Annotated in this window: 41 protein-coding genes, 2 tRNA genes and 1 other RNA gene; 5 read left to right on the top strand and 39 right to left on the bottom strand. The window is 38.8% G+C overall.

What is annotated here, in order from left to right; genetic code table 11:
• From QM867_RS01840 to QM867_RS01675, 34 genes are all read right to left on the bottom strand, one after another.
• Positions 1-306 carry a hypothetical protein gene (locus tag QM867_RS01840; protein ID WP_414315032.1) on the bottom strand — a complete coding sequence of 102 codons (306 nt, stop codon included), beginning with the start codon at positions 304-306 and terminating at the stop codon, positions 1-3.
• Entirely contained in the window at positions 303-650 is a 348-nt protein-coding gene (locus QM867_RS01835) for a phage head-tail connector protein (protein WP_414315031.1), read from the bottom strand. The genes QM867_RS01840 and QM867_RS01835 overlap by 4 nt, the downstream gene beginning before the upstream one ends.
• Before the next feature lie 2 nt (positions 651-652).
• Positions 653-874 (bottom strand): hypothetical protein, encoded by a 222-nt coding sequence (locus QM867_RS01830; RefSeq protein ID WP_179285998.1) that lies wholly within the window; start codon positions 872-874, stop codon positions 653-655.
• A 14-nt stretch (positions 875-888) separates the two neighbouring features.
• Positions 889-1,782, bottom strand: a complete 894-nt coding sequence (locus tag QM867_RS01825) for a phage major capsid protein (RefSeq protein WP_414315030.1) — start codon at positions 1,780-1,782, stop codon at positions 889-891.
• A gap of 15 nt (positions 1,783-1,797) precedes the next feature.
• On the bottom strand, positions 1,798-2,346 hold the full coding sequence (locus QM867_RS01820; RefSeq protein WP_414315029.1) for a DUF4355 domain-containing protein: 549 nt from the start codon (positions 2,344-2,346) through the stop codon (positions 1,798-1,800).
• A gap of 175 nt (positions 2,347-2,521) precedes the next feature.
• Positions 2,522-2,791: a hypothetical protein gene (locus tag QM867_RS01815; protein ID WP_414315028.1), complete on the bottom strand. Its 270-nt coding sequence runs from the start codon at positions 2,789-2,791 to the stop codon at positions 2,522-2,524.
• Positions 2,792-2,934: 143 nt separating this feature from the next.
• On the bottom strand, positions 2,935-3,222 hold the full coding sequence (locus tag QM867_RS01810) for a hypothetical protein (protein ID WP_414315027.1): 288 nt from the start codon (positions 3,220-3,222) through the stop codon (positions 2,935-2,937).
• A gap of 61 nt (positions 3,223-3,283) precedes the next feature.
• Positions 3,284-3,463 (bottom strand): hypothetical protein, encoded by a 180-nt coding sequence (locus tag QM867_RS01805; RefSeq protein WP_049523603.1) that lies wholly within the window; start codon positions 3,461-3,463, stop codon positions 3,284-3,286.
• Positions 3,454-5,094, bottom strand: coding sequence for a minor capsid protein (locus QM867_RS01800; RefSeq protein WP_414315026.1), 1,641 nt, complete (start codon positions 5,092-5,094; stop codon positions 3,454-3,456). Before QM867_RS01800 ends, QM867_RS01805 begins: the two co-directional genes overlap by 10 nt.
• Complete coding sequence (locus QM867_RS01795) at positions 5,072-6,547, bottom strand: phage portal protein (protein ID WP_414315025.1); 1,476 nt, start codon at positions 6,545-6,547, stop codon at positions 5,072-5,074. The genes QM867_RS01800 and QM867_RS01795 overlap by 23 nt, the downstream gene beginning before the upstream one ends.
• Positions 6,548-6,550: 3 nt before the next feature.
• Positions 6,551-7,840, bottom strand: coding sequence for a PBSX family phage terminase large subunit (locus QM867_RS01790; RefSeq protein ID WP_414315024.1), 1,290 nt, complete (start codon positions 7,838-7,840; stop codon positions 6,551-6,553).
• Positions 7,824-8,354, bottom strand: a complete 531-nt coding sequence (locus QM867_RS01785; RefSeq protein WP_414315023.1) for a terminase small subunit — start codon at positions 8,352-8,354, stop codon at positions 7,824-7,826. The genes QM867_RS01790 and QM867_RS01785 overlap by 17 nt, the downstream gene beginning before the upstream one ends.
• A 61-nt stretch (positions 8,355-8,415) precedes the next feature.
• Positions 8,416-8,493: transfer RNA gene (locus tag QM867_RS01780), tRNA-OTHER, on the bottom strand.
• 235 nt (positions 8,494-8,728) lie between these two features.
• Positions 8,729-8,819 (bottom strand) — tRNA-Ser (locus QM867_RS01775).
• Between the two features lie 96 nt (positions 8,820-8,915).
• Positions 8,916-9,350, bottom strand: a complete 435-nt coding sequence (locus QM867_RS01770) for a DUF1492 domain-containing protein (RefSeq protein ID WP_414315022.1) — start codon at positions 9,348-9,350, stop codon at positions 8,916-8,918.
• A gap of 111 nt (positions 9,351-9,461) precedes the next feature.
• Positions 9,462-9,734 carry a hypothetical protein gene (locus QM867_RS01765; protein WP_132974062.1) on the bottom strand — a complete coding sequence of 91 codons (273 nt, stop codon included), beginning with the start codon at positions 9,732-9,734 and terminating at the stop codon, positions 9,462-9,464.
• On the bottom strand, positions 9,734-9,991 hold the full coding sequence (locus QM867_RS01760) for a hypothetical protein (protein WP_414315021.1): 258 nt from the start codon (positions 9,989-9,991) through the stop codon (positions 9,734-9,736). Before QM867_RS01760 ends, QM867_RS01765 begins: the two co-directional genes overlap by 1 nt.
• Positions 9,991-10,203: a hypothetical protein gene (locus QM867_RS01755; RefSeq protein ID WP_414315020.1), complete on the bottom strand. Its 213-nt coding sequence runs from the start codon at positions 10,201-10,203 to the stop codon at positions 9,991-9,993. Before QM867_RS01755 ends, QM867_RS01760 begins: the two co-directional genes overlap by 1 nt.
• On the bottom strand, positions 10,204-10,356 hold the full coding sequence (locus QM867_RS01750) for a hypothetical protein (RefSeq protein ID WP_414315019.1): 153 nt from the start codon (positions 10,354-10,356) through the stop codon (positions 10,204-10,206).
• A gap of 379 nt (positions 10,357-10,735) precedes the next feature.
• Entirely contained in the window at positions 10,736-12,136 is a 1,401-nt protein-coding gene (locus QM867_RS01745) for a VapE domain-containing protein (protein ID WP_414315018.1), read from the bottom strand.
• The gene (locus QM867_RS01740; RefSeq protein ID WP_138099579.1) at positions 12,120-12,947 is read right to left on the bottom strand and encodes a bifunctional DNA primase/polymerase; all 828 of its coding nucleotides are present in this window, start codon (positions 12,945-12,947) and stop codon (positions 12,120-12,122) included. Before QM867_RS01740 ends, QM867_RS01745 begins: the two co-directional genes overlap by 17 nt.
• A gap of 11 nt (positions 12,948-12,958) precedes the next feature.
• On the bottom strand, positions 12,959-13,351 hold the full coding sequence (gene ssb / locus QM867_RS01735) for a single-stranded DNA-binding protein (protein WP_414315017.1): 393 nt from the start codon (positions 13,349-13,351) through the stop codon (positions 12,959-12,961).
• Positions 13,351-13,641 (bottom strand): hypothetical protein, encoded by a 291-nt coding sequence (locus QM867_RS01730; protein WP_414315016.1) that lies wholly within the window; start codon positions 13,639-13,641, stop codon positions 13,351-13,353. The genes ssb and QM867_RS01730 overlap by 1 nt, the downstream gene beginning before the upstream one ends.
• Positions 13,641-14,351: an ERF family protein gene (locus tag QM867_RS01725; RefSeq protein WP_414315015.1), complete on the bottom strand. Its 711-nt coding sequence runs from the start codon at positions 14,349-14,351 to the stop codon at positions 13,641-13,643. The genes QM867_RS01730 and QM867_RS01725 overlap by 1 nt, the downstream gene beginning before the upstream one ends.
• 11 nt (positions 14,352-14,362) lie before the next feature.
• The gene (locus QM867_RS01720) at positions 14,363-14,677 is read right to left on the bottom strand and encodes a hypothetical protein (RefSeq protein ID WP_414315014.1); all 315 of its coding nucleotides are present in this window, start codon (positions 14,675-14,677) and stop codon (positions 14,363-14,365) included.
• Between the two features lie 11 nt (positions 14,678-14,688).
• The gene (locus QM867_RS01715; RefSeq protein ID WP_414315013.1) at positions 14,689-15,864 is read right to left on the bottom strand and encodes a DEAD/DEAH box helicase family protein; all 1,176 of its coding nucleotides are present in this window, start codon (positions 15,862-15,864) and stop codon (positions 14,689-14,691) included.
• The gene (locus QM867_RS01710) at positions 15,833-16,297 is read right to left on the bottom strand and encodes a hypothetical protein (protein ID WP_414315012.1); all 465 of its coding nucleotides are present in this window, start codon (positions 16,295-16,297) and stop codon (positions 15,833-15,835) included. Before QM867_RS01710 ends, QM867_RS01715 begins: the two co-directional genes overlap by 32 nt.
• Positions 16,294-16,776, bottom strand: a complete 483-nt coding sequence (locus tag QM867_RS01705) for a siphovirus Gp157 family protein (protein ID WP_414315011.1) — start codon at positions 16,774-16,776, stop codon at positions 16,294-16,296. The genes QM867_RS01710 and QM867_RS01705 overlap by 4 nt, the downstream gene beginning before the upstream one ends.
• Positions 16,769-17,491 (bottom strand): HNH endonuclease signature motif containing protein, encoded by a 723-nt coding sequence (locus QM867_RS01700; protein ID WP_414315112.1) that lies wholly within the window; start codon positions 17,489-17,491, stop codon positions 16,769-16,771. The genes QM867_RS01705 and QM867_RS01700 overlap by 8 nt, the downstream gene beginning before the upstream one ends.
• Before the next feature lie 13 nt (positions 17,492-17,504).
• A complete protein-coding gene (locus QM867_RS01695; RefSeq protein WP_414315010.1) occupies positions 17,505-17,735 on the bottom strand; it encodes a hypothetical protein in 231 nt (76 codons plus the stop codon).
• On the bottom strand, positions 17,736-18,077 hold the full coding sequence (locus QM867_RS01690; protein WP_414315009.1) for a hypothetical protein: 342 nt from the start codon (positions 18,075-18,077) through the stop codon (positions 17,736-17,738).
• 12 nt (positions 18,078-18,089) lie between these two features.
• On the bottom strand, positions 18,090-18,281 hold the full coding sequence (locus QM867_RS01685; protein ID WP_414315008.1) for a hypothetical protein: 192 nt from the start codon (positions 18,279-18,281) through the stop codon (positions 18,090-18,092).
• Entirely contained in the window at positions 18,278-18,463 is a 186-nt protein-coding gene (locus tag QM867_RS01680) for a hypothetical protein (protein ID WP_125409058.1), read from the bottom strand. The genes QM867_RS01685 and QM867_RS01680 overlap by 4 nt, the downstream gene beginning before the upstream one ends.
• Positions 18,460-18,732, bottom strand: coding sequence for a hypothetical protein (locus QM867_RS01675; RefSeq protein ID WP_125409056.1), 273 nt, complete (start codon positions 18,730-18,732; stop codon positions 18,460-18,462). The genes QM867_RS01680 and QM867_RS01675 overlap by 4 nt, the downstream gene beginning before the upstream one ends.
• Before the next feature lie 116 nt (positions 18,733-18,848).
• On the opposite strand from QM867_RS01675, the gene QM867_RS01670 reads away from it, so the two are divergent.
• Entirely contained in the window at positions 18,849-19,088 is a 240-nt protein-coding gene (locus QM867_RS01670) for a hypothetical protein (RefSeq protein WP_000142895.1), read from the top strand.
• Between the two features lie 150 nt (positions 19,089-19,238).
• Here the strand turns inward: QM867_RS01670 and QM867_RS01665 are convergent, their stop codons facing one another.
• The gene (locus QM867_RS01665) at positions 19,239-19,445 is read right to left on the bottom strand and encodes a helix-turn-helix transcriptional regulator (RefSeq protein WP_414315007.1); all 207 of its coding nucleotides are present in this window, start codon (positions 19,443-19,445) and stop codon (positions 19,239-19,241) included.
• A 190-nt stretch (positions 19,446-19,635) separates the two neighbouring features.
• Complete coding sequence (locus tag QM867_RS01660) at positions 19,636-19,935, bottom strand: hypothetical protein (RefSeq protein ID WP_414315006.1); 300 nt, start codon at positions 19,933-19,935, stop codon at positions 19,636-19,638.
• Positions 19,936-19,992: 57 nt separating this feature from the next.
• Here QM867_RS01660 and QM867_RS01655 point away from each other — a divergent pair, with 57 nt between their 5' ends.
• Positions 19,993-20,682, top strand: a complete 690-nt coding sequence (locus tag QM867_RS01655) for a hypothetical protein (protein WP_414315005.1) — start codon at positions 19,993-19,995, stop codon at positions 20,680-20,682.
• 162 nt (positions 20,683-20,844) lie between these two features.
• Here the strand turns inward: QM867_RS01655 and QM867_RS01650 are convergent, their stop codons facing one another.
• On the bottom strand, positions 20,845-21,120 hold the full coding sequence (locus QM867_RS01650; protein WP_414315004.1) for a hypothetical protein: 276 nt from the start codon (positions 21,118-21,120) through the stop codon (positions 20,845-20,847).
• Between the two features lie 169 nt (positions 21,121-21,289).
• Here QM867_RS01650 and QM867_RS01645 point away from each other — a divergent pair, with 169 nt between their 5' ends.
• From QM867_RS01645 to QM867_RS01635, 3 genes are all read left to right on the top strand, one after another.
• Positions 21,290-22,072, top strand: a complete 783-nt coding sequence (locus QM867_RS01645; RefSeq protein ID WP_414315003.1) for a S24 family peptidase — start codon at positions 21,290-21,292, stop codon at positions 22,070-22,072.
• 1 nt (position 22,073) lies between these two features.
• Positions 22,074-22,274 (top strand): hypothetical protein, encoded by a 201-nt coding sequence (locus QM867_RS01640; protein ID WP_414315002.1) that lies wholly within the window; start codon positions 22,074-22,076, stop codon positions 22,272-22,274.
• A 156-nt stretch (positions 22,275-22,430) separates the two neighbouring features.
• On the top strand, positions 22,431-23,573 hold the full coding sequence (locus QM867_RS01635) for a tyrosine-type recombinase/integrase (RefSeq protein ID WP_414315001.1): 1,143 nt from the start codon (positions 22,431-22,433) through the stop codon (positions 23,571-23,573).
• 77 nt (positions 23,574-23,650) lie between these two features.
• On the opposite strand, the gene ffs is transcribed toward QM867_RS01635, so the two are convergent.
• Both ffs and tadA read right to left on the bottom strand, forming a co-directional pair.
• An RNA gene (gene ffs, locus QM867_RS01630) (signal recognition particle sRNA small type) lies at positions 23,651-23,749 on the bottom strand.
• A 32-nt stretch (positions 23,750-23,781) separates the two neighbouring features.
• The gene (tadA, locus tag QM867_RS01625) at positions 23,782-24,249 is read right to left on the bottom strand and encodes a tRNA adenosine(34) deaminase TadA (RefSeq protein ID WP_414315000.1); all 468 of its coding nucleotides are present in this window, start codon (positions 24,247-24,249) and stop codon (positions 23,782-23,784) included.
• Positions 24,250-24,562 lie beyond the last annotated feature (313 nt).

Genomic DNA, 24,562 nt, shown 5'->3' with positions numbered 1-24,562 from the left:
TTATACCTTAGCCGTCCTTTTTAGCCGTATGGCGCTTTTAGATGCTTCTACGCTATCAATCTGTTCATACTTGAAACCGTCATAGATCGCATACAAGAACGGTTCTTGTTCTTGTTGAAATCTACAGATCATGACTACATCAGAATGACTGCCGTAGAGTTCAAAAACTTTCGCTTTTTGAATAAAATTCACAAAACATGGAACGACTTCGGATTGTTCAGCTTGGTTATCATAAGTATCCGTTTCTGGATTGTACTTAGCAACGCCTTTCCCTCTTACGAGCATAATTCTGTGTGGAGTTTTCATAAGAATACCACCCGACCTTTTTCTCGCAAAGAACCATCAAGATTAAAATCTTTATTCAAGATAGCCATGTAAGGTTTGAATAAATTATCCCAGTCTTGATAGGTTACTGAGTAGCCATCCACGGTCTCAGAAGTTACTCCTTCTGAACCCTTGCGTCCATAAAGCTTATAAACTACATTCTCAATCATAAAGTTATATTTAGGATCTACTGCTGTGGTTCCTGTTAAACTTTTAAAATAACTTTCTGCATCATCAACTAAATCTTGTAATAAGTCATTTTCTTTTGAGTCGGCTGGATCAATACCCAACCGACGTTTTATTTTTTCAAGTTGGGCATCATCCATGATTATTCCCCTGCTGCTTCTTCTTCGATTTCTCCAACCGGTTCGTCAGCAGGGAAAACAATGTCTCCTGCTTCACCATTTGATTCGATAACCCCTTTTTTCAAAAGAGCCTTAATGCGAGCATCTGTTACGCTCAGATCTTCTCGAGGATATACCTCGCCTTTTTCATAAAGACGATTATTGTCTTTAGTATCAATGATATTTGTTGTTACAATGTAAGCCATTTACAAGCTCCTTTCTAAACGTTTGCAGCGTCTGTCAATTTAGCAAATGCGTCTGTCTTCGTGATCATGACTGCAATGTCCATTGTTGCACGAATAGCAATCATCTCTTGCTCAAACAGGTTGACAGGAGTTCCGTCTGCATTCTGGATCGTTGAGATTTGGCCTTCTTCCGAAATCTTATAGTTGATGTTGTAAGGTACACCGTAGATAAGATTGTCGAAGTTACCAGCGAGCAAGTCGCCTTTTTTGAAATTCTTAGATTTCATGTCCACAGTCACAATTCCGTCAAGCTTATTGTTTTCTTTATCGTAAATTGTCTTCTTGTCGCCGTCACGAGCTTCACGAAGTGCAGAACGGTTAGAGACACGAGATACAAATGCATTGATTTCAACATCGCTATCTAGCAATTTATCTTCAAGTTTCAAGATATTTTCAAAGTTGATCGGTCCGCCAATCACTTTACTTGCATCTTTTGCAGCCTTGGCAACTGAATTTGCAAATGGTGTTTCATGCCCCAAAAGACCAGCTTCGTCAATTTTAGTGTAGAACGCTTCGACGATCTGAGGTTTCATGTCGTTGAAGAATTTTTCCCAGGTATAATTCAATGCTTCACGAGAAGCAAGAAGGATGATACCAAGCTTGTGGGCTTTAAGCTTAACCGGAATCACTTCAGGTTTATCTGTCTTGATTTTTTCAGTTTCATTTACCCAGTAAGCAGAAACTCCGTCAGTTTGGACATAAACTGTTTTTTCTTGTTGTCCGTCCATTTCGTGATATTTACCAAGCTGCATAACAAGTGAGTTTTGAGCAACTTCCTTCATGATGATGTCTGTAAATTCTTTGTGAAGAGTTCCGTCCTTCTTTTCAGAAACTAAAACTTTTTCAGGGTTAAAAACTTGTACTGTCATTTATTGTTCTCCTTTTTAGATAATGCGTGAGTCACGGAAGATATCTCCCTGACTTTTTGAGTTTGAACCACCAAAAGATGATGAAACAGCAGGTGGTTCTGATTGAGTGTATTCAGCTTTAATTTCGCTGATGATGCTTTCAAAATCTGCAATAGCCTTCAAAGTGTTGTCTGCGGTATCTTTTACCACAAACGAAAGTACCTTGTCATTTACAGGAAGCTTGCGACCAGATAACGTTTTGATTGCTTCGTCTGTCAATTCACGCTTGGTTTGTTCTTTCTCAAGACCTGCGATCTTATCAAGTAATTCCTGCTTCTCAGCCTCAGCCACTTGTCTACGATATTCTTCTAGCTCTTTACCAGATAGTTCATTCTCTGCCTTGTATTGCTCAAGAGCTTTCTCAATTGCTTCCTGCGTCTTTTTTTTGTGCTCTTCATTCGCTTTGTTGAGGCGACGCATCATTTCTGCTACTGTCACAGTTTTTTCAGATTCAGTTTCCTGAGTGCTAGCTACTTCAGTATCTTTAACCTGATCGACTGCAACGTTGTTTTGTTCATCTGCCATATTCTGGCTCCTTTCTTTTACGCTTTACGGGCAACCTCCCCGAACTCATGTAGCTTTTTTTGTCATCAGCATGGTTTGGACAATATAAAAACCGCCTCGAATTCGACACGGTTTATAGCAATTTATAACGGTTTATAGCAGTCTATTCCTGCCAGTCAAGATGTTGGATCACCTCCTAAATAGTATCTAAAATATTTAGATACTCTGCTTCTTTGTATGTTTCTGCAAAAATATCAGGCTTGCACGGATAAAATTCACCTTGAACTCCTTTGATAATATAATCCCCTTTTTTGGCTATCATATCACCTTCAAGTGTAGAAATCCATGTATTTCCAAGTGCATCAAACCAAATCTTATTATTTTCTGCAAAGTCAATTACTTCTTTATAGTTATTGCCGTTCCAACGCACCGCCTCAACCACAACGGGTTTCTTTCTGTATTTCATTTTTTCAATCCTTTCTTTACACCCTCAATTATTCCGCTGGTCACAGCCAGAATAATAAAGATTAACAACAAGAATACCAACCAACCAACCAAAGGCGATTGATACCCACTCCCAAATAAACATACGTCTCTCCTTTCTGAGCATCATTTTTGAGGCTTAGCATTCTTTTCCACCCATTTTTTGAAATCATCAAAAGTATTCATATTTTTAAGAGACAAATACTTTTCAACTTCTTCAATGGCTTCCTCAACTTTAGTGTCATGAAAACAGTAACCGTTACCCGATAAATCAAAAATTTTATTTTGTTTCTTCTTATCGACAATCCATAACTCCTCACCATGCCAAGCACTCTGTGGATCATAACATTTCTTAGATTGTATCTCAAGATTGTTATCTTCAATCAATTCTATCAACTTTTTGTACTTATTCATCAAACCCTCCTTTCTGAGCACGAAAAAAGCACATAGACTTCTCTAGGTGCTTTGATAATTATTAATAAGCAAATTCAAGCTTTGATTTTATATCTTGATAAAGTTTTAAGATTTCAGGAGGAGTATCTTCACGGAAGATAAATTGTTTCTTTCCTGAAATAGTTTTATCACCAACGATCCAGTGGCGAATTTGTTTTGTAAAAATCAAAACTTCTTTGCTAGGCATAGCCATTACTTCCATGATAATACCTCCTTAACTTTATTTAACAGATTTGGGTCTGTAACCTTATCCCCCAATACCCCGACTTCAGCAACTAACTCATTGATGTTATCGTTGTAAAATGCAATAGCTGCATTATCGCTAATACTATAAAGATAGTTATAGTCATGCTTCAATTGTTCCTTGACATACGACACTAATGGGGAATTCAATTCAGACATTGCTTGTTCGACACTATTATACCGCTTTTTGTTGGCTTTGTAAAATGCTTTAGCAGAGTCCCAATGTTTTTTATGCGTTAGTTCATGAACCATGGTATCTGTAATGTTTTGAGCAGCAAAATAATTATCAGATAGAACTTTAGCAAATTCTATTTCCGAATGAAGTGCATCACTCACAAATAGAATGTCCTGCTTATAATCATACCCAGCAAAACCAGGTAGTCTTGATTTTTTCAAAAAAACAACTGTTGGAGTTGGAAAATCATTTAATTCCTTAAGGCTTGATTGGACATTAAAAACAGTATCTCTGATTTTCTTTGTGTTATCTTGTACCCAAAAATCAAAATCCGTTCCATTCAATTTCTTTGTTTTAACTCTGATATCATTTCCAACTACAAAAGAGCGTTGCTTAGCCATTAAGTCCATTATAAACATATCCTGATTATACACTTTTTTATCATCGGTTTCAATGGTAGTATCCCAAAGCTCATACTCGTTAAGTGTACTCCCACCTGCCTTGTAATCCATCTTGATATGACCATAGGCAGAACACCGACAGTTGGGATGCATTGGAAACATATTCACTCCCTTTTCCACTTCGTCGATAGGAATCGCCTTCTTATCAAGAGGCCCACAAATGTCACAAGCTCCAGGCTCGGCCACAAAAATCATGTGAGTAAAACCATTGGTTTTCAGCATAGCATGTTGTGTGTCAGCGTTTATTCTTGCAATCTCAGTCTTTAACAAGCGTTTAGCATTTTCTTTACTTGTCCCATATTTTTTTGAAAGCAGGTTCATTTCTTGCTTATAACCCATCATGTCCGTATACACACGATTGAGAAAAGCAAAGACATCCCTCTGTAAAGTTGCTTGTAGACCTGTAGACCCCCACACTCTGCTTGAAAAATTCTGTCCGTAGAAATCGGCACCTAAAACACTCTGTATGCGTTTGTTTGCTCCTTTGGATGAAATCCCCAAGATTCCTGCTTGGCGCTTGTATTCAGCTAAATACTCCTCTCTGCGTGCCTTATCAAAGACCTCATTCACTTTAGAGGTAAGATTTTGAATTTCAAGGGCAAGTTCCGCTTTCAAAAGTTCCAATCTGCTGACTTTCATCTTCAGATTATAAGTTCTTAACCATGAATTTGTACCTGGACTAAAATCTTTTTCCTTGACTGCTTTTTTAGCCTTCTCTGCAAATTTTGTGATGTCAAATTCAGATGCTTTTTTCATGGCTTCTTGCTTGGTCAAGCCTTCTTTACCAGCGTAGGCTATGTAAAAACGATCTATTTCTGCTTGTAACCTATTAAAAGACTCTTGATAAAGCTGAGTAAGAATCGCATCTCTATCAACATCTCTTTTCATCAACGCTGCTTGTGCCTTACGCTCAGCGTTATAACGTTGATTTTCAGTCGCTCTCTTGTTCAGCATGTACATCACCTACAATCTGACTAATTTCGCCGTCACTGGCTCCGCCTTCCTTCAGGATTCGTGATTGTTCCGTCTTGTAATCAGTGAAACTAGCGTTGTTCATGAGTGTTTCTTGTGATACTACCCCTCCAGCTTCAATGTAAGCCTTGATTTCGTTCCAAACGTCTTGAGGAATATTCGGGTGGAAAGTAAAAGTCAGTTTGTCTGCTTCAATTAAAGGCTTATTGATAGCTTTATGAATGTTACTAATCAATTCATAGCGCCGGCGTAAAGCCTTAGTGAAGTACGTTTCTTTGTTTTTGCGTACTTGCTCAAGCCCAATCATCTTATATAGCAAAGCTATTCCGGAAGAAGTAGCATTAAATCTATCATCATCTAGGTTAGGAATACGACTGAATCTGTGAATGTCGTTCGCTAAACGGTTCTTATATGCCTCGGTGCCACTCACGTCATACTGCTTATAAATATACCCAGCATCTGCACTCGTTTGTTGCCCGTTAGCACTTATACCCGTTTGAAGCAGTAGAGTGTTAGCATCTTTCATCTTCGCAACACTTTCAGCACTTGCGCCGATTGCATCCAAGTCGCCCTTGATAACAAGCATTGCATCATTCAAATCTGACATATAATTAGCCGTGTCAGATTGTCCAGCATCGTAGGCATCGATAAGTGAGATTTCACTTTCATAATCACCAGTTCTGAATCGGTTGTTCCACCATTCGACGACCGGAACATCGTTGTATTCATGTTTTCTCGTATCTTCAACAGATAATCTGATTGATTTTACCGAAAAAGGCTTATAGGAAATCATCTTATCTTTTGTATAGACGGTCATGTTGACCTTATCTACATAAATAGGCAAGTGAACTGCTGCAATGATATTCTGTTCAACCGTCAAATCACGGATCACAAACATTTCAAGAGGACTGATTAGTACTACACGATCGATGCTGTCTTTGTCTCTGAAATGGTATTCAAAAGCCCGTCCGTAAACTGATGCATCAAATGCTAAATCACTATTTAGTGCATTGATATCATTTTGCCATTCAATCTCTTCAATCGTCTTCAACTGTTCTTTATTAGCACCTTCGAGAATACCAATTGTGACCGGATTCCCAATTACATAACTAGTAGCGAAGCTAGAAATATACCCGCCCCACTTGTGTCTTACCCGATAATCTGCCTTTTCTTTATCCAATCGACGACGGCCAGACAAAATACTGTAGTTATCTCCTTGAGCGTACGATTCAAGTACATCCAGACGTTTTCTTTGGATATCAAAAAACGCTTCGATCATATCTCGAAGTGCTTTCTTGCCTTTGTCTGTAAATAATAGTTCCTCGCTTGAAGTATATCTAAATTGCTCATTCGACAGACGGCTGAAATATAAGCTGTCAGCCCTTGCTTTAGTTGAAATATCAATGCCGTATTCGAATTCATTTACTTTGTCCACGTATTACCTCCTGAACATTCTATTGATTTTACCAATTGTTTTATCAACATCAATCTCTTTCTTAGACTGGTAAATCCTATCTTGCAAAGCGTATCTAATCGCATCGATGCAGTGATTGTAGCTATCTACTGGCTCGTTGATGTATTCATTCGTCTTCTTGTCTTTCTTCCAAGTGTAATTTTCGAGTTCTTCAATCAACTTCACACACCGTTCATCGACTACCCAGTCGTACTGTAAGAGATACTGGATCCCTTGCATAACCGATCCAGGACCTTTCTGTACGTCGATAACTCGAGGGATTCCCGAATTTCGGAGCTCTTGATTCGATTTCTTTTCCGCTGAATCGGCTCGGATCGGCTCTTTCGCATAACCGAGAGACTTTATAGCCTCCGCGATTTTGTCGTTCGTAAGCCCTTTTCTGACGTATTCCTCAACGACGTATAGCTTGCGATTCTGATCATCTATTCGGACGTGTAAGAACGCGCTCGGGTCATTGATGAATCCATAGTCAAGACCAAAATAAGCCGGCAGATGCTCCCATTCGCTTTTATTCAGTAACCGCTTCTCGTATTTCGGAAAGACTAGCTTGTCCAGAGTTGCGAACTCACCCAAAGCATAAATCTTGTAGTACGCTTCGTTACGATTGGCTAACTCTTCGATATTCTCAATTGTGACCTGGTCTAAAAAACGATTATCCTTGTATGACGTGTGATAAACAACCGTGTTTTTTGGTTTCTTAACAAAAAAAGCGTTGTAGGTCCAGTTAACTTTCGACACTGGGTTAAACATCAAGAATATCTGCTTGTTCAAGTGTTTCTTATCCCGCAAACGCAAAGTCAGCTGCGTGTAATCGTCTAGCGTGAACTCAGAAGCTTCTTCCATGACCACATCAGACACACCCTTAATTGACTTGATTTTCTCAGGGTTATCCAGCCCCTTGAAAATAAACTGTGCGCCGTTTGGCAACTCTATTCGGTATGCTGAATTGTTGATCTTGCACTTGTCGAGTAACTGCCATTTATCCAAACATTGCTTCACATCTTCGAAAATGGAGTCATACACAGTAGATCCAACTTTACGTAAGAATAGAACCTTGCGTGGATGCTTCCAATCTTGGCAAGCCTTGTATACTACCTTCTGAATTACACCGTGACTCTTTCCACTTGAAGCTCCACCGTAGTGAACTTCGGTAAAAGTAGAATAGTCATTGAGCTTGTCATAGATATGCTTATTAAAAACTCTACTAGGATATTGAATGACAATATTGATTTTTGGTCTAGTCTTCGTCAGCATCCCAATCACCTACCTTGATTTCGATAGTGCGTTGAGTGATATCGATGTTGTTTTGATACATGCCTAACGTCTTAGCGTACTTATCTGATGCAGATAGCATCACAGACAAATCAGGCGGTACTTCCTTGACTGATTGATAACCCTCTCCGTCACCAACAAGCTTGACGTCTTTAATCTCACGTCTGATAATTTTTGCCCAGAATTGCTGAATATCAACCGAATTAAGCAAAGAAAGCTCCGTCCTGCGCTCATCAAAGGAATTTTTGAGTTTTTCAACGACTGGCGGAATATGTTCATAATTGTTCATTCCCGTTAACATATTTGAAGCTGATGTTCTCGCAGTCTTTTCACTAAAACCAGCTTCTTTTGCTGCCTGAGTTGCGTTCTGGAAACCATTAGCCATGTAAGCCAACACAAAGGATTTTTGTCTATTCCTAGAGGCAGGCCAGTCTGACATCAAATCCATAGCGTGATTTTTTAATTCTTTGATAGCTATTTCTTCACGTTCATTCATTGCTACCTCCTTTCACAACACAAAAAGCCACACAATGTGTGACTTAATGCAAGACCTCTCATAAGAACAGCAGGAATCGAACCTGCGTACGTTTCAGACCCTTTATGGTCATATCGCTCCCCCACTGAGCTATGTCCTTACTGCAAGCAGACTACAGACTTGCGAACCGATAGATACTATGTTTGATTTTTTATTTTTTGTAGTCATTTAAAACCTCTAAGGGAATCAAACCCTCTAGCTTATAACTTACCTAGGATATAAGTAGCTACGCAATCATGCGAGGTCCAGTCGCTCCGCAACCATTTGTAAGTTAATGAGTAATTTATGAATGCTAAGCCTACTGCCTACCCCATTCTGGGACACAAAATACTCAAAGGAGAGTGTGGGATTTGAACCCACGAACCGCACATAGGCGACCACCCGTCTAGCAAACGGGCGCATTCAACCTGACTCTGCCAACTCTCCATGTCAGGGAAGGCTTACTGCCTTACCCTTAATTCTTGATGATACTATAATAGCACGATTGTTAGACCAGTGCGCTTCAACCTAGTTCACATTAGTTCACATTAGTTCGCTTTTATCAACTGCAGCACCCAATTCACGGATTGCATCTTTCTTCTTTTTGTAAAAAGTAGTCTTGCTGCATTGTAAAAATTCAATCATATCATACACGCTTGCTTTCTGAATATAAACCATCCTTAAAATTGTTCGACTTGCAGGCTTAGGTATTTTATCAATCAATTTACTGAGCTCAATTCTGCGCTGGATTGCTTCAGCAGTTGCTTGCTTCATGTACTCTTTCAAGGAATCTTGCATGCTAAAAATATCGATGTAACGTTCATCTAATCGAACCTTCTGACCACCTTGAACCTTATCCATGCTCATTTTAGGGCTAGAAAGTAAACTAGCTTCAAGATTAGCAAGCTCGTCTATTCGATTCTGTATCTCTTCATCCAAATTCTGTAGTTCATCAAGTAACTCTTTAGCCTTGTTCACTCTCTATCTCCTTTGTGGTATAATAATATTATTGAGATTATAGCTGAGGCAGAGAGTGCCTTGGCTTTTTTTATTACTTGTATTCATTCACCAATGAATCTTTTTATGCAGTTACTCCCGTTCTGGTTTGAAAGGTAGTTCTTTCCTTGCTTCGCTCATAATATGAGGATTGTCTGTTGGCAATGTTGCGAAGTATGTCATCGATACTGCTGCTTGACAAAAAATCATTTCATCAAAAACTAGCTGACATAACTCCACCAGACACTCCTCGATATCAAACACCTCGTTATCGTCTTTGCTATCCATTTGCTCTTCATCAAATTCTGCAATCTCACAAGCTTTTCTGTACAATTTACCTGCAAAATCTCTTTTCATTTCTTCCATCACTCCACCTCATTTCTCAATTCAAAATCAATCCCATACATAAGCAGACAGCTTTGAAAATCAACAAATTCTTCAACCGCTTCAGCTTCTTGAAAGTCGTAATTCTCGACTGAAACCAAGAAATCATCAATATCATTTCTTTGGACACTTCCGTATTCTGTCTTTGTATGTTCCATAGCTGTTTCATAGCCATCTACATCAATTGTGTAGCGTATTCTGCCACTCGAAAAATCATATTTATAATTTTTGATAATCATTATTTCACCTCCTCAATTTCGTAAAAATCAATTTTTGCAAAGTTTTTAGGACTTATCGTGATGATAGTTTCAGTAGGCTCAATCTGTTGTAAATGGAGATAATCTATATTCCCTCGTTCAAGCCATTCCAACATATTTAGAATATGTCCATAATCTTCTTTTACCTTGATAACTTCATCAGAGTATGGATTTTGCAATCTAATATCTGTCATTTATTCCATCTCCTCCATTTTTACCTTATATAACCGATTCCCTCGATACTTGCTCTCAAGCTGAGCCTTGCATTTAGCAGCATCACCCACTTTCTTAAAGAAGTGAGTTTCATCTACCATATTGTCAAAATATAGTGTTACTGTGTATGACATTTCTTCTCCTTAATTTATTAAAAAATATGTTTGTTTAATGAATATTTTTTCTAAGGTTACAGGTTACATCACTTTTTGAAAAACATATTTTATAAAAAACAAGAATGCTGTTATATCAACGTTTATAGCACTTGCTATTTTTACTTATTAAATATTTTATATAAATGATGTAACCTTGCTAATAGACACCCCAAAGCATCAGTAGTATCAAGGGTTTAGGAGGGTTACATCACTTTTTTTAAAGTTTTATCAAAAACAGCACTCAAACCGTTGATATAACTGACTTTTCCTGCGGTTACATCAATGATGTAACCTGATGTAACCGAAACACGATTTTTGACCGTTTTTTGCCTAAAAGGTTACATCATTTTCACTAAGGTTACATCACTTCTGTTTGTATATTTTTTCTAAAATATGCACGTATTGTTTTCCCTTTAACCTTCTTTATTTTGTATTCCCAATCCTGATTATTGTCCATAATCAACTTGATTTTCCTAGCAATCTTTTCACCTCTCGCACTATCAATGTCAAAAACATTCTTTAATATCTGTTTGGCAGACACACTCGATTGAAGCTTCACACCTTCATATATCAGGCCGGACTCATTGCGATAGCTACCATCATTGAAGTAGCACCAGGTATATTGATGCTGCTGAGTGACTGAGAAATCTTCCCATTCTTCTGGAACCAACATTTCAAGATAGTCGTATATTTGCGATTCGGCTTCATCTTTATAAGTGAAGCGCTCCTTATAGACCGCAAGCTCATTTTCGAACTCATCATCAAAGGTAAGGATAAATCCTTTTTTGTAAATAGCGACTGCTTCACCCCAAAGCTGGAGCACATCATGATCGGTCATATCAAATGGCTTGACAAACTGCTGGCCTGCATCCACCAGCACAGGCAGAAAGCGCCGTTCACCAGTCTTATCTCCCAGATACTCAATTTTATTGCTAGTCCTTGCGATCACAAAGTTTTTAGGGAATTTTTCGGCCCTGCGACCGTACGACCTACGGAAAGAAAGTTCTGTTTTAGTCACGAAAGCTTTGAGTTCGTCAAAAGTAGTCTTCCTGGAAGCAACCATCTCATCGTCGTTGACGATCAGTGATTTCAGCATAATCTCATAGTTGTCCTTGTCCATAAAATCTTTAGCCGAATCCGTGTACCAATCAACAGCTATCTTTTGCAAGAAAGTGGTCTTACCAGCACCTTGACCACCCACAAGATCAAGCGTGTAGTCAAATTTAACCCATGGATTAAAAACCTTAGAAACCGCACCAACAAAAAACATGACAGCTATTCTCTGGACATAGATACTGTCCTCAGCACCCAACCAAGTTTGAAATACCTGGACAAGTCGTTCTTTATGATCCCATGACTCATAAGCATTTTCCATATATTCTTTAACCGGATTGTAGGTCTTTTCTGCAAAAAATGCTTCAATACCATCCCTTAATGCTCCAGCCTTGAAAACTGTCTTGAAGTGATTCTCCAAATATACGCTTAGGTAGGATTCAAAGGATGAAGGTAGCTGACCCTTTCTCAACTGGATAGCATCCAGTTTGACATCCTCCACAATTTCGTGTTCACCAGTAAATTCATTGTGCCTGAGAAAGTCATTGAGCTTGTTATCGCTTTTCATTGCAAGCAGAACATTTCTAGGACTGTCAGCCACAATAGATTCAATCTCAATCTGTTCACCTTCTTCGTTTAAGATTTTTTTCTTTCTGCGCGAAAATTGCTTGATTGAAATATTCGTAACATCACCTATTATGGCCACCCCCCCTCATGTGTTTCTTGATCATCGATTCGACAGTCCTACTTAATTCTTTGTGACTAAGAGGTTCTACTGAATTGTTATTGGCTGTTTCTGCTAGTTGCAGTATACAGTTCGGTTCTACTGACCTGCTCAAGAGTCCGCCTACAAATTTTGCAAGTGTATCATTTCTGCTGCCTTCATCGCCGAAGCCTAGGACAACCATTTCAAATAATTCGGTTGTTCTGTTTCGTTTGCCAGCACCTTTGCTGATTTGATAGTAGATATTATCCAGATCGCTACCAGAGTTCTTTTTGTTGTATTCCTTCTTGATGGCCATTACAAGAGATCGACTAGCCGTGACCATAGTGCCACCCTCTTTAGATTTTTCTAAGTCCCAGGCATATTCTCCTTTTGGGGTCTTAGATGGAGCAACTAAAACATAGTTATTTGGATGCGCCTTGATATCGACTCCAGGTAGAAAGCCTATCATTTGAGTCATATTTACATCTGGATGCTTAAAGTAAAAGATATGTTTGCCACCACTTGCAGTTCTTGCCTGCAGCGTTGGAGTTATCAAGTTCAGATGTTCCCAATTGGCCAAGCTCTCGTATCCGTTATGCTTACCGTGTAAGTCAATATCGATTACGAAAAATTTGTCAGTCCGAACAGCAATATTGCTATCCGGATACTGACTCCAAAAATCCTCAATTTCTTGCGCAGTCATAGCTGGTTTATCAGCAAATTTGATCATCGGTTGCTTATTCGAAGGACTAATAGGAATAACCGAAAATCCTTTTTTTTGATAAGCCAAGGCATGTTCTTTCATTCCCATTTAGTAACTCCTTAGAATGGTAAATCGTCGTCTTGAATATCCATCGGGTTGTCATTCCCAAATGTATCATTCGAACTTTGTTGATTACGACTTTCCAACATTTGGAAATTCTCAGCCACGACCTCTGTCACGTAAACACGTTGTCCTTGCTGGTTATCGTAACTACGAGTCTGAATACGACCTGTCACCCCGATAAGTGAGCCTTTTTTAGCCCAGTTTGCAAGATTTTCGGCTTGTTGGCGCCACATAACGCAGTTGATAAAGTCAGCTTCGCGTTCGCCATTTTGACTCTTAAATGTACGGTTTACTGCAAGAGTAAAAGTCGCAACTGCTACATTTTGCGGTGTATAGCGAAGTTCAGCATCACGGGTCATGCGCCCTACAAGTACAACATTGTTAATCATTATTTTATTACCTCCAAAATTCTACTGAACGTACTCTCAGGAAATAGGTATAATCCAGGGTGATTTCTCTTCAAAGGCTTGATAATTTTAGTAACAATTTCTTTTAAGGACATATCTAAAATTTCAAGCCAAAAGAAATCATTCTTAGTGTAATTGTAAACACAATCAATTTCTCCGTGCTTATAACATACACCCCAAATCTCACCTTGATGCTGATAGACTAGGATCTTATCATAATAATCACTCTGTAATTCAATCGGACGTTTGCGCCCCAGTTCCGTATATCCCATTACTCAATACCTCTTGCTTTCTTCGCATCTGCGATAATCTTCTGAGCTTCCTTCAATCGATCAGCTGGAATGCTTTCAGGTTTATCAACACCCATTTTATTGATGAACCATTTTCCAATTGTTGCAGCAGGACTCCCTGTAGCTTCAGCCATATTTTTGAGTTCTGTCCGAATGGCTTTAGCCTGTGCTCCTGTAATAGTTTTGGCTCCGTTACTTTTAGCTGGAGCATTAGCCGGTTGCTCTTGCTTACTATTTGGTTTTTGAGCTGATTTTTGCGACGTACGGCCTGCTTGGCTATTCTGATTATGATATTCATCCGTATCAGGATCCTTGTTGTCATCAATCATAAAAAGTCCGTTTAGCGCGTACTTACGGGCATAGCTGGATGCCGCCCCTGTGACCTGACTACCATCCATCCCTTTTTTGCTATCATCTTCTCTAGCATAGGCTGTAGTCCCAATAGTTTCACCAACCGCATAAAGAGTCGCAGTTGCTTCAACATAGTACCTGTCGCCAATTTGCACAATTCCATCTTGCAAAATCAACACCGCATCATGTTCCTGTAGTATTGGCTTCAGCGCTTCTAAGATGTCCTCAGCGCTTCGATAGCTGTACTTCCCAAAACTGTTATACTGCCCTTTTGGAGCAACCAACTTCTGCTGAATGCTCTGTAAAGTGACAAAGATTGGGGATTGTTGTTTTGTTACCATACAGTTCCCCTTTATAAACTTCTCAATAGATCAAACAAATCAAGCTTAGTATTTTGACGCTCGATTTTTTGAACATCGCCACCATTTGGATAAGTTAGATCAAATGTAGCCTTAACCCGAACAATCTCCAATCCGTGTACTTTGGCCAATGATTTTACCGCTGTTTTCTGTTCGAGATAAGAATTGTATGGCATTGTAAGAGCGCCTCGAATATCATCCACAAAACAGGCCTGAGTAGCTAATGAAGAACGCTTATTCTTGAGTTCATTTAAAAAATGTCCGTTTTGTTTGTCACGCATTACAATATAATCACTTGAAAGTTTCATTTTGATTCTCCTTAGAAATAAAATTCAATGACACGCACGTCATGCTGTTGACGGCTGCCTGTTACTCGCCACAGAAGCTGGCGATAATCGTCATAATCTCCGTCAGACGGACTGACAGGATCTAAAATTACAATAGTTTTAAATTTATGCTGAAGGCCATCAACCCCTACACCCAAAACCTGGCTTGTAGCAACCACATTTGTCTGTTCAAGAGAGTCCTTCTTGTCTCCTGTCCAAATACCAATTTCCGGGTGTCGCTCTCTGATAACCTCTACAATCTGCTTGGATTTGCTAACTATCAACATGTCTGTCTTACTGGCTAGTAGAAGATCCAATTGAAGTAGCATTGGAGTATCTGCATTAACTGCTTTCAATTTTGGAAAGTCAATCTCAAAACCGGTCTGGATTAAATATCGCTCAAAAGTTTTTCGGCCAAATGTTTGTTTGGCCATGGCATATTTACCATTTTTCCCAACGATGTTCAATTTCCTAAATTGTTCTAATTCCTCCGGATTAGCTGTTAGACACCAGATAGGTTCAAAGACAACTTCAAATCCGTTGTTTTCCTCCGCTTCTTCAATGGCTTCTACTTCCTCCCAGCGGAAGAAGTTGGGCAGATTGCTTACATAGTTTTCATAGTCTCGGAAGTCATCCCACTCTTGCTTAGAATAGCTGAACTTGGAATACTTCATCTTGCCGTGGGCTAGTTGCCAGTTTTCCCTTTGATTAGGATCAGCCATCCCAAAAAATGTTTTTTCTAGAGGGTAGAAATTTTGCCCCTTCTTCCTGATTGGGGTTGCAGATAGTCCAACTGTATAGCCACGTTTGACCTTGCGATAAGCCTTCACGTTGGCATCACTAGACATGTTCTGCCACTCGTCAATAATGAACACATCGCACTCAATAGACTCACCGCTTGCAAGTCTGTTCTGCAATCTGCGGTCCGTCATCGTTTCTAATTCAAAATCAGTGTTGTATCCTAGATTTTGATAAGTGCTGTTCCATCCGTTCAGGATGGCTAGTCGATTATTGATAACCAGGACTTTTTTTGCTGACTTGTGCTTTGCTATTTCAAAAGCACAGATGGTCTTACCACGCCCTCCATATGCCTCAAGAAAGATCCCAGGACAATTACGGTCGCTTCGTTCAACTGCTTCAGCTTGCCATTTGCGTAATTCGATTGCCAATGTCCACAATCACCTCCTCAATATCGTTTCTCTGGGCATAGAAGAGCCCAAGCCTTGCTGCTGCCCTCACATCGTTGTGATGACTCTTGTCAAAGGTCCACATCCCTAACGCTTTTAGTAAGTCGTTGGGTATATCTGTCTGATAGCCAGCATTTCGTTGCAGAACCAAATTCGGATAGCATAGCTCAATGGCTGCAATAGTTTCTACAACTGAGTTGTCCCTGGAATAATCATTGTCCCTAACTTCGAATTTTTCAACGACCACTATGTCGAACTCAAGACTGCGACCAATCTCTTTGAACCAGGCTTTAAAGTTCTGAGCGCCATAGGGTACTACCCAATAGTCAACAAGCTTTGCATTGTCCAACAAGACAATCCCTGTTGTACTGGTTTCAATTCGATTGCTTGAGGGATCAATTGCTAAAATCCTCATTTGATCACCAACTTTTCTGTCCGAATAAGTTCAGCCCCTTTGACTTTCTTGCCAGATTTAAGCAACTCTTTGAGTGTTTTTTTGTCCGGCGCAAGCGTCACTTTTTTTGTAAAATATTTTTTCGGAAGGTCGTCTTCGTTGACCTTAACTGATTCTGGATTCTTAGCAATTTTTATAGTAAGAGCACCGCTCTTAACTTCGGTTTGCCCCGTGACATTCATAGCTGTCATAATGTTGTCCTTGACATAATCCAGCTTTTTCTGTGCCGCCTGTTTCTTCGCTTTGAAGCTCTCTTCCTCAGCCTTGTACATGACCACGTCGGCTTCTAGATTCTTGATAACATGGGCATACCCTTCTGCTTTCTGTTCGAATTGTTCTTGCCAATCGATAGCCTCAAGCGTGTCCGTTTTTGTTTCGTCATCAATATCCATTTGATAAATTGTCAGAAACTGACCTGTCAGTTCGTATAAACTAGCCATTTTTTTCTACCTCTCTGATTTTGTTTGTAAGTTTTGTTAATCCAATACCAGATTTAGTCAAATCAGCGTTGGACGTGAATAGATGATTTTGATTCATTCTAGCGATTTCGTTTTTAGATAAACAAGCAAGATTTGAAATATCATAGTTTGTTTTATCTCCGTCTAGGAAAACGATTGAGTACCCTTTTGGTATCGGCCCGTGATGTTCTTCCCAAACCTTACGATGTTTCAACACCCATTTATTAGGTTCACCGATTTTTTCTTTCGGATAACCGTCTGTTGTGTAGTTGATTGTACCGACAGGAACATAATTTGGAGGTCGATTACCTTTTTTGAACTGCCCGCTGTTTTTTGGCATATTGGGGTACTTCTTCCCCTTATTGTGGGGAGTCTGACCTTTCTCGAATCTTCCCGTCAAACCACTATGTAGATTATTATTTCTTCGATAACTCTTAATCTGTTTCTCTGTTAGTGATAAGCCAAATTTTTGGTTCATTTCATTTGCGACATCACGAGAAATCTTATTTTTTTGGATCGATACAAGATAATCGTGTTGCTCCTTTGTTAGTAATCGACCTTGATAGACTTTTCCAACTGGTAACCCTAAACGTTTGCGTACTTCTCCTATTTGAGTCTTGGTATAGTTCGTACCAAATTTCTCGTTCAGCAACCTGGTTACTTCAGGAGTTAATCGACCAGGGCATATCTCATGCATGTACTCCGTGTACTCATCCTTCCAGCAAAGCGATCGGGGCATTAACCTCACCTACCTTATCTTTGAACTTCTCAGCATCCAAGGCCAATTGACCTGCTTGTAAGATTTGTCCTGAGATTGCGACCATATGTTTTGAGCGCTGCAATTCCACTTTTAATTCATCTGCTGTAAGATCCCTGTCATCCAGAGTTTCTAGTTGGGCAAACAAAGTATTTGTTAAATCTGTCAATTTATTTCGAACCATCTACTTAGTCACCTCTTTCATCAGTTTATTTGCTTCTTTAATCAGCAAACGCATAACGTTGCTATCCGTTTCTTTCTCTGCTGCTCTTGTCAGCATATCCACCCACTCACGTCTGTTGTCATTTTTCCAATCAACCAACTCTGTGAGTTCCTTTGTATGGTTGAAGTAAGGCGAGTAGTCGTATGACTTATCTTCCAAGCGAACGCATCTGCCTGCCTTGATGTCTTTGGCTAAGTTCGCTCTCACATTACTATTTGTTGTACCAACAACCTCGGCCACTTCATCGCATGAGGCAGCAGGGTGCTCTCTATAATATTCCCTAATTCGTTCCGCTTGTGTCATGTCTTTCTCTCCTTATTTCAACCCTTCCGGCGGCTCTACATCATAAGTAAATTGCTTATCTGAATTTCTCAGGTTCATCCGTGCGACATTGTTAGCTATTCGCTGGTGCTCTTGCTGCTTCATTTCAGCGTGATCATCTAGTTTATTTACTAGTGACCACAGGAGGATTCCTACGATTGTTACCAGGTAAATGTACTCCATCATCTCGCTTTCTCCTTTTCTTCATAAATCGCCACAATATTTTCAAGATCTGCTATACGCTGATTTGCTTGTTGGTATTTTTCTTGAAGGTCAATCAATGCTCTGTTCAAATCCAAAGCTACGATTCTCCAGTCCGTATTTATTTCTTTTCCCAGCCAGTCTTTTATTTTTGTTAAAAAGTTCATCCGGCCGACCTCATTTTCTTGCTTTTCACCATTTCTTTTTTCCAAGCTTGAGTCCCACGATATTGCAGATATTCGTCAAAACCTTTGATTGTGACAAGTTGGCCATCATTTCTAAGATGTTTCTGTTGGCTAGGTAGCTTCTTCATCTCTCGTCTCATGTCTCCTGCTTGTCGTTTTGAGCATCCGAAGATGTGTTCTAATTCTTCATCATTAGCCGAAACCTTTTCGATGATCACATCTTTAATTCTTACAATTTCAACTGCTTCCATTTTTGCTCCTTTCGTGTTATAATTTGATTAGTTATTTTTGATAAGCGCCTGACTTCTGTTAGGTGCTTTTTTTATCTACAATTCTGCTATAATAAAAGCAGAAAGGAGTTAACCTTATGACTTTTAAAGAATATTTGACAATAGCAAGCAAACGCGACATCTACGATGATGGTAAAGATTTTGATTTTGAAACCATCTTTGCTAGAGAAATATTACGTTATGCACACGATTCCGAACTGGAAACCAAAACAGGTTTCTTTCGTCATCTTGAAATCATGAATGCTGATTCGTGGTTTGTTGAACTCGCTCGCTCAATTTATCAAGATTTTGAGAAATCAATTTCAGATTCTCACTGAGCGAAACAGGTCTCTTTTGATATGGCGGCCTAAGAAAATTTCCATTATTAGAGATCGACTTGATAATTTTATCAAGATGGTCTCTTTCTTTTTCCAGAACTCTAATAATATCCTCCATTCCTTTTCTCCTTTCTTTCTTTTTTGTTACGGTTAAACCGCAATATCGGGTAAAAAAATAATATCATCTACTGATACATTGAAAACACTAGCGATTTGATATGCTTTCGAAACACTAGGTTCTGTTATCCCACGTTCCCAATGCCCCCACGTATCAACTGATACATTCACAGCTGCTGCCGCATCACTTTGTCTCCAGTTTTTGAGTGTTCTTAGTGTTTTTAATGTCATTTTCGGCACGTTCCTACCTCCTTATTTTTCTATTTGTTCCTCGCAATTCTGCTATAATGTAGTCAGAAAGGAGGTGATGTTATGACTGATTATCAATTAGAAGCTTCTCTGATCGTCCTTAGCAAAGAGTACGAAAGAGCCCAGAAAGATGGAAAAGAAAGCTTCAGCATACATGTGTCGTTCTTTGATGGCTTAGATACTAATTACCATCTTCAAGAGTTTGCAAGACAATATCCCGTAAGGATTGCCCGTTTGAAGCCTGACCGAATAACTTTTCTAATAGACTGACATCGTTTAAAGGGAAAGGATTGTTTTCTACTCGTTCATTGAACATAAGAATGACTTCACAATCTTTGTCTCCAAAATTATTGATAAATTCCACTCGCTGAACTCCGTCGAGAAACATTCCATCGACGAATACAGCAGGGTAGTCTTTTCTTGCCGTCAACAATACATCATGCTCTGATGTATTTACTGATATAGTTCTGTTAGATGCCATTTGTTTCACCCCCTTTCAAATGTGGTATAATCAAAATAAAATGATTGGAGAAATCTTATGATATTTCAAGTGAAAGTAAATTCTTCTGTTTCTAGACCTGTAACCGTTGAAGACATTTGCCCAAATTGTAAAAAACCAACCAATCCAGATCTTGTAAACTCTTCTTATTTTTCTCTTGGAGAAAATAAAACAAGCTTAGTATTAACATGTAGATGCTTAGGTTGTAAGCACTTTTGGACAGAGGAGTTTATAGCTACAAGATTTTTAATCAATGACTATACCGAAAAATATGAAATTGAACATATCAAAGTAATCCCTAATCTTCCAAGCGATATACCTATATCCGACGATGTAGAGATAGTTTCTCCAATTGGTAAGCAAATTTATGTCCAAGCACTGAAAGCAGAACATGAACAATTAGACCACATTGCAGGCATCGGATATCGAAAGGCACTTGAGTTCTTTGTTAAAGATTTCTCTATTGTTACAAATCCTGATGATGAAGATAAAATCATTAAAATGTCATTAAAACAAGTTATTGAAAAATATATCAAGGATGAAGATCTTAAAACATTTGCACTAGCATCTGCTTATATCGGTAATGACGAAGGTCATTACTATAGAAATAATCCTGATAAAGATTTTAAAGACCTAAAGAACTACCTGCACGGAGTTATTCACTACATGGAAATGAAACTCAATTTCCTTGATGCTCAAGAGCTTGTGAATCGTTCAAAGAAATCTTAGAATCTACTTCATCCAATTTCTCAGCAATATATGTCACGGTCCTCAATATTTCATTGAGGGCTGTTCTTTCTAATTCATTCATCTTTCTGCTCCTTTCTATTTTTTATTTTTCTTGCTCTATGAGCAACAGCCTGCCAGGGAGTCGAACCCTGGTGCTACCGATCAGGCTACATTCATTTTGTCCAGCATTCCTGCGAATGATGCATCAAAGCGAATGTCATCGATTTCGTCTTGAGTGAAACCAGCATCAAGAAGGTAACGCTCTTGACGTCCGATCTCTTCTGTCAACTCTGTCCATCCGAAAGCGAACTGACGGCTGTTGTTCCAGAATGATTCAAGCTGACCATAGAGGAAGCCTTCCTCGTATGTGTTTTGAAGCAGGGTTTCTGCAACCACTGCTTTGAAGATGTTGATGGCTTTCTCGTTTAATGTGTTCATGTTGTTTCCCTCCGGTTTGTTTTTTTGTTATTTCCTTAAGCTTGATTATATTATACTGCGGTTTAACCGCAATGTCAAGTATTTTTTGCGTTTTTTTCGCAATTTTTTATTTTATTCTTTACTTTTTTGCGTTTTTGCCGTAAAATATACTATATAAGGAGGAGCGGAAATGAAAATCGAAAACAAAAAAATTTTTGCCAACAATCTGAGTTTCTACATGGAACAAAAAGGGGTAGATAGAAATACATTATGCGCAGACTTGGATTTAAAATACACCACTGTTCGCGATTGGTTGAAAGGAATAACTTATCCTCGGATTGGTAAAATTGAACTTTTGGCAAACTATTTCAATATAAATAAATCCGACCTTATTGAAAATAAGATTTCTACCGCACAACCATCAGACTCCCTTTTAGAAAAAATTACAAATACGGCTCGAAAATTAAACACTGATAATAAGAAAATCGTACTACGGACTTCTGAGGATCTTTGGGAGAGCCAAAAAGCAAACGGCGAAACGTATCGACATAAAAACGAAGAAGAAACGAAGATAAACGAAGTATCGGAGGAAATTATTCAGCTCTACAGTTACGACTACTACGACCACCCAGCTTCTGCAGGTACAGGCCAGTATTTGAACGATGTACGAGTGGAGCGGATTGAGTTGCCAGTAGATATCGATGCCGACTTTGTTATCCCGATTAAAGGGGATTCGATGGAGCCTGACTACCATGATGGCGACCTGGTATTCATTCAGACCAGCGTGGACTTGAATGACGGTGTTATCGGAGTATTTAACTACAACGGCGATGCTTATATCAAGCAGCTTGTCATTGACAAAGACCAAGCTTATTTACATAGCCTAAACCCAGCCTATAAAGATATGCCAATCACACCAGAGACAGACTTCCGAATTATCGGTGAAGTTGTGGACATTTATCGGGAGGGATAACATGAGTAGCGAAAGTAGACCAATGGAAGTGATTAAACACAACCTAGATTGTCAGTGTCATAGACGAAGAGAGTGGATTAGAGTAAATGATAAATGGCATGCTATCGAGTTTTCGGTAGACGATCCAAATGAGCCTCCTATGACCGAAAAAGAAAAAGCCAATGTGGCCTTAATTCTTCAACAACACTTACCGAAAGAGTAAAACCAACTATTTCCCAAATGGAAATAGTTCAAATAAAAAAATCCCCACGCTCTCAAACTTTGGCGAGTCTGAGCGTGAGGAACTTCAATATAAGAAACAACCATTCAAAAGGTCGCTTTCTTATACCCATTTTATCAAAAAAGTGAGGTAAACGCAATGTGGATGGAAGAATTGCCAAACGGCAAATATAAATTTTTTGAGCGCTATAAAGATCCATACACTGAAAAATTAAAAAAAGTCTCAGTCACGATGGAAAAGAAAACACCACAAGCAAGGAATCAAGCTGCCATCTTGCTGCAGGAAAAGATAAATCAAAAATTGGGAGAAAAACAACATTTTGTTTCTGATATAACTTTTGAAAAACTATATGAAGAATTTGAGGAAAATTGGAAACATGGCGTTAAAAACTCAACCGTCTATGCTTCAAAGAATGTTAAAAAAGAGATTTTAAAGCAGATAGAGGGCGACTATTTAGTTAGAAATATTGATAGACGTTTATTACAAAAAGTGATAGATCAGCTATTACAAGATGGAAAGTCTCATAACTATGTTTCTAAAATCAAATTCAAACTCAATCAGATAATGAAATTCGCTGTCAGAATGAATTACATCGATACAAATGAAATGCTATTTGTTGAAATGCCTAGAAAGGTAATTACAACTGACGATCTCAGAAAGAAAAATACCAAATACTTAGATCAGAAAGAATTTAAGTTATTTATCCAAAACTTAAAAGAAGAAGCTCTTTGTGATTATCGAATCACAAAGTATATCCGAATCGCTAAAGTTCTTTTCCTTACCGGCATGCGATATGGAGAGCTTGCTGCCTTAAATTACAAAGAGGATATAGATTTTTCTAAAAAGACCATTCACATCAAGCATACATACGATTTCAGACAAAAAGAGAGAACTACACCAAAGACAGTCAAATCTGATAGGGTTATAACAGCACCTCAAAAAGTGTTAGACATTATCAAAGAGCAGATAATAGAGAATGCAACAAATGGATTTGATACAGATTTTATTTTCATCAACACTCTAGGAGAGCCGATAACAAATGTTCGGGTGATTGCAGCCTTGAAAAGACACGGACAGAAAATCGGCATAGATAAGAACATCACTACACATATGTTCAGACACTCCCATATATCCCTACTTGCTGAATTAGGTATCCCCTTGACTGCTATCATGGATAGAGTAGGACATAGCGACTCAAAGACCACGCTAGAGATTTATTCCCATGTCACTCAAAAAATGGTATCAGACATATCTAGCAAGTTAGACAAGATAAAATTTTAAATTCTGCCCCTCGGCTGCCCCTTTTCCTTACACAAGACAAACAAAAGCCCCTTAAAGCGTTGATATTAAAGGGCTTTTTAAGTGCACAAAAAAAGAGCACACAATTCAAATCGCTTAGGGCTGCTGGATTCCTCCCCTGACCCGCTTCACGCAGAACTGTTGCTCCACTATTTATTATATCACATTCCTCTTCATTTTAAAAGCAAAATTATTTTTTCCGTCGATTTCTGAAAAATTCCTGCATAATGCCAGCACAGTCACTCTCTAAAATGCCCGTCTCAACCTCTACACGATGATTAAGACGCTCATCTGTCAAGATATCATACAGACTTCCAGCTGCACCAAATTTCTGATTTTTAGCCCCATAAACTACCTTAGGGATACGAGCAAGCCCAATCGCCCCGCTACACATCACACAAGGCTCAATGGTCACAAAAAGTGTGCAATCCAGTAAGCGCCAGCTCTCCTCACTCAAGTTCGCATCCTCGATGGCCATAATCTCCGCATGCATAACCGCTCGTTGCAACTCCTCACGCGCATTATGCCCACGACCAATGATTTCTCCGTCCTTGACAATCACACAACCAATTGGAATTTCATCGTGTTCAAGAGCAATCTCAGCCTCTTTCAATGCCTCTCTCATGAATCTTTCTTTTTCTTCAACTGTATAATTCATAGTTTCTCTCTTTTCCTGCTTATTATCTTTGAAAATTTAGTCCAAATATATCAGAGGTCCCTTAGCATTAATGTAATACCAACATCTGCAACTTCAAAATAATATCTTTATCGATTCATAACTGATTTACTCTTTAATTTTCACTGACTATCATCAGTTTTATCATTATACCATGTTTCACTACATAAAAAAGGCTCTATAATATTTGTAGTGGGTAAATCCCCTATGGATATTATGGAGCCTATTTTTGTGTAGAAAAAAAGTCCCATATGACCTATAATGAAAAGCGATCAAACAACTCATTAGAAAGAAT

Source organism: Streptococcus infantis, from assembly GCF_047463635.1.
GTDB classification, from domain to species: Bacteria; Bacillota; Bacilli; order Lactobacillales; family Streptococcaceae; genus Streptococcus; species Streptococcus infantis_W.
The sequence above is the reverse complement of the archived record's forward strand: the minus strand, read 5'-3'. Positions and strand labels throughout refer to the sequence as shown.

Coding starts and splice junctions, on each gene's coding strand:
- QM867_RS01710 (WP_414315012.1), bottom strand. CDS start 16,297: ATGAGGATTTTAGCAATTGATCCCTCAAGCAATCGAATTGAAACCAGT.
- QM867_RS01800 (WP_414315026.1), bottom strand. CDS start 5,094: ATGCTGAACAAGAGAGCGACTGAAAATCAACGTTATAACGCTGAGCGT.
- QM867_RS01810 (WP_414315027.1), bottom strand. CDS start 3,222: ATGAATAAGTACAAAAAGTTGATAGAATTGATTGAAGATAACAATCTT.
- QM867_RS01740 (WP_138099579.1), bottom strand. CDS start 12,947: ATGGGAATGAAAGAACATGCCTTGGCTTATCAAAAAAAAGGATTTTCG.
- QM867_RS01805 (WP_049523603.1), bottom strand. CDS start 3,463: ATGGAAGTAATGGCTATGCCTAGCAAAGAAGTTTTGATTTTTACAAAA.
- QM867_RS01830 (WP_179285998.1), bottom strand. CDS start 874: ATGGCTTACATTGTAACAACAAATATCATTGATACTAAAGACAATAAT.
- QM867_RS01750 (WP_414315019.1), bottom strand. CDS start 10,356: ATGTCATACACAGTAACACTATATTTTGACAATATGGTAGATGAAACT.
- QM867_RS01645 (WP_414315003.1), top strand. CDS start 21,290: ATGAAAATCGAAAACAAAAAAATTTTTGCCAACAATCTGAGTTTCTAC.
- QM867_RS01690 (WP_414315009.1), bottom strand. CDS start 18,077: ATGACACAAGCGGAACGAATTAGGGAATATTATAGAGAGCACCCTGCT.
- QM867_RS01660 (WP_414315006.1), bottom strand. CDS start 19,935: ATGGCATCTAACAGAACTATATCAGTAAATACATCAGAGCATGATGTA.
- QM867_RS01635 (WP_414315001.1), top strand. CDS start 22,431: ATGTGGATGGAAGAATTGCCAAACGGCAAATATAAATTTTTTGAGCGC.
- QM867_RS01650 (WP_414315004.1), bottom strand. CDS start 21,120: ATGAACACATTAAACGAGAAAGCCATCAACATCTTCAAAGCAGTGGTT.
- QM867_RS01790 (WP_414315024.1), bottom strand. CDS start 7,840: ATGCTGACGAAGACTAGACCAAAAATCAATATTGTCATTCAATATCCT.
- QM867_RS01705 (WP_414315011.1), bottom strand. CDS start 16,776: ATGGCTAGTTTATACGAACTGACAGGTCAGTTTCTGACAATTTATCAA.
- QM867_RS01760 (WP_414315021.1), bottom strand. CDS start 9,991: ATGATTATCAAAAATTATAAATATGATTTTTCGAGTGGCAGAATACGC.
- tadA (WP_414315000.1), bottom strand. CDS start 24,249: ATGAATTATACAGTTGAAGAAAAAGAAAGATTCATGAGAGAGGCATTG.
- QM867_RS01720 (WP_414315014.1), bottom strand. CDS start 14,677: ATGAAACTTTCAAGTGATTATATTGTAATGCGTGACAAACAAAACGGA.
- QM867_RS01730 (WP_414315016.1), bottom strand. CDS start 13,641: ATGGGATATACGGAACTGGGGCGCAAACGTCCGATTGAATTACAGAGT.
- QM867_RS01820 (WP_414315029.1), bottom strand. CDS start 2,346: ATGGCAGATGAACAAAACAACGTTGCAGTCGATCAGGTTAAAGATACT.
- QM867_RS01640 (WP_414315002.1), top strand. CDS start 22,074: ATGAGTAGCGAAAGTAGACCAATGGAAGTGATTAAACACAACCTAGAT.
- QM867_RS01685 (WP_414315008.1), bottom strand. CDS start 18,281: ATGATGGAGTACATTTACCTGGTAACAATCGTAGGAATCCTCCTGTGG.
- QM867_RS01840 (WP_414315032.1), bottom strand. CDS start 306: ATGAAAACTCCACACAGAATTATGCTCGTAAGAGGGAAAGGCGTTGCT.
- QM867_RS01655 (WP_414315005.1), top strand. CDS start 19,993: ATGATATTTCAAGTGAAAGTAAATTCTTCTGTTTCTAGACCTGTAACC.
- QM867_RS01680 (WP_125409058.1), bottom strand. CDS start 18,463: ATGAACTTTTTAACAAAAATAAAAGACTGGCTGGGAAAAGAAATAAAT.
- QM867_RS01700 (WP_414315112.1), bottom strand. CDS start 17,491: ATGCATGAGATATGCCCTGGTCGATTAACTCCTGAAGTAACCAGGTTG.
- QM867_RS01695 (WP_414315010.1), bottom strand. CDS start 17,735: ATGGTTCGAAATAAATTGACAGATTTAACAAATACTTTGTTTGCCCAA.
- QM867_RS01670 (WP_000142895.1), top strand. CDS start 18,849: ATGACTTTTAAAGAATATTTGACAATAGCAAGCAAACGCGACATCTAC.
- QM867_RS01825 (WP_414315030.1), bottom strand. CDS start 1,782: ATGACAGTACAAGTTTTTAACCCTGAAAAAGTTTTAGTTTCTGAAAAG.
- ssb (WP_414315017.1), bottom strand. CDS start 13,351: ATGATTAACAATGTTGTACTTGTAGGGCGCATGACCCGTGATGCTGAA.
- QM867_RS01785 (WP_414315023.1), bottom strand. CDS start 8,354: ATGAATGAACGTGAAGAAATAGCTATCAAAGAATTAAAAAATCACGCT.
- QM867_RS01675 (WP_125409056.1), bottom strand. CDS start 18,732: ATGGAAGCAGTTGAAATTGTAAGAATTAAAGATGTGATCATCGAAAAG.
- QM867_RS01835 (WP_414315031.1), bottom strand. CDS start 650: ATGGATGATGCCCAACTTGAAAAAATAAAACGTCGGTTGGGTATTGAT.
- QM867_RS01725 (WP_414315015.1), bottom strand. CDS start 14,351: ATGGTAACAAAACAACAATCCCCAATCTTTGTCACTTTACAGAGCATT.
- QM867_RS01765 (WP_132974062.1), bottom strand. CDS start 9,734: ATGGAAGAAATGAAAAGAGATTTTGCAGGTAAATTGTACAGAAAAGCT.
- QM867_RS01755 (WP_414315020.1), bottom strand. CDS start 10,203: ATGACAGATATTAGATTGCAAAATCCATACTCTGATGAAGTTATCAAG.
- QM867_RS01815 (WP_414315028.1), bottom strand. CDS start 2,791: ATGAAATACAGAAAGAAACCCGTTGTGGTTGAGGCGGTGCGTTGGAAC.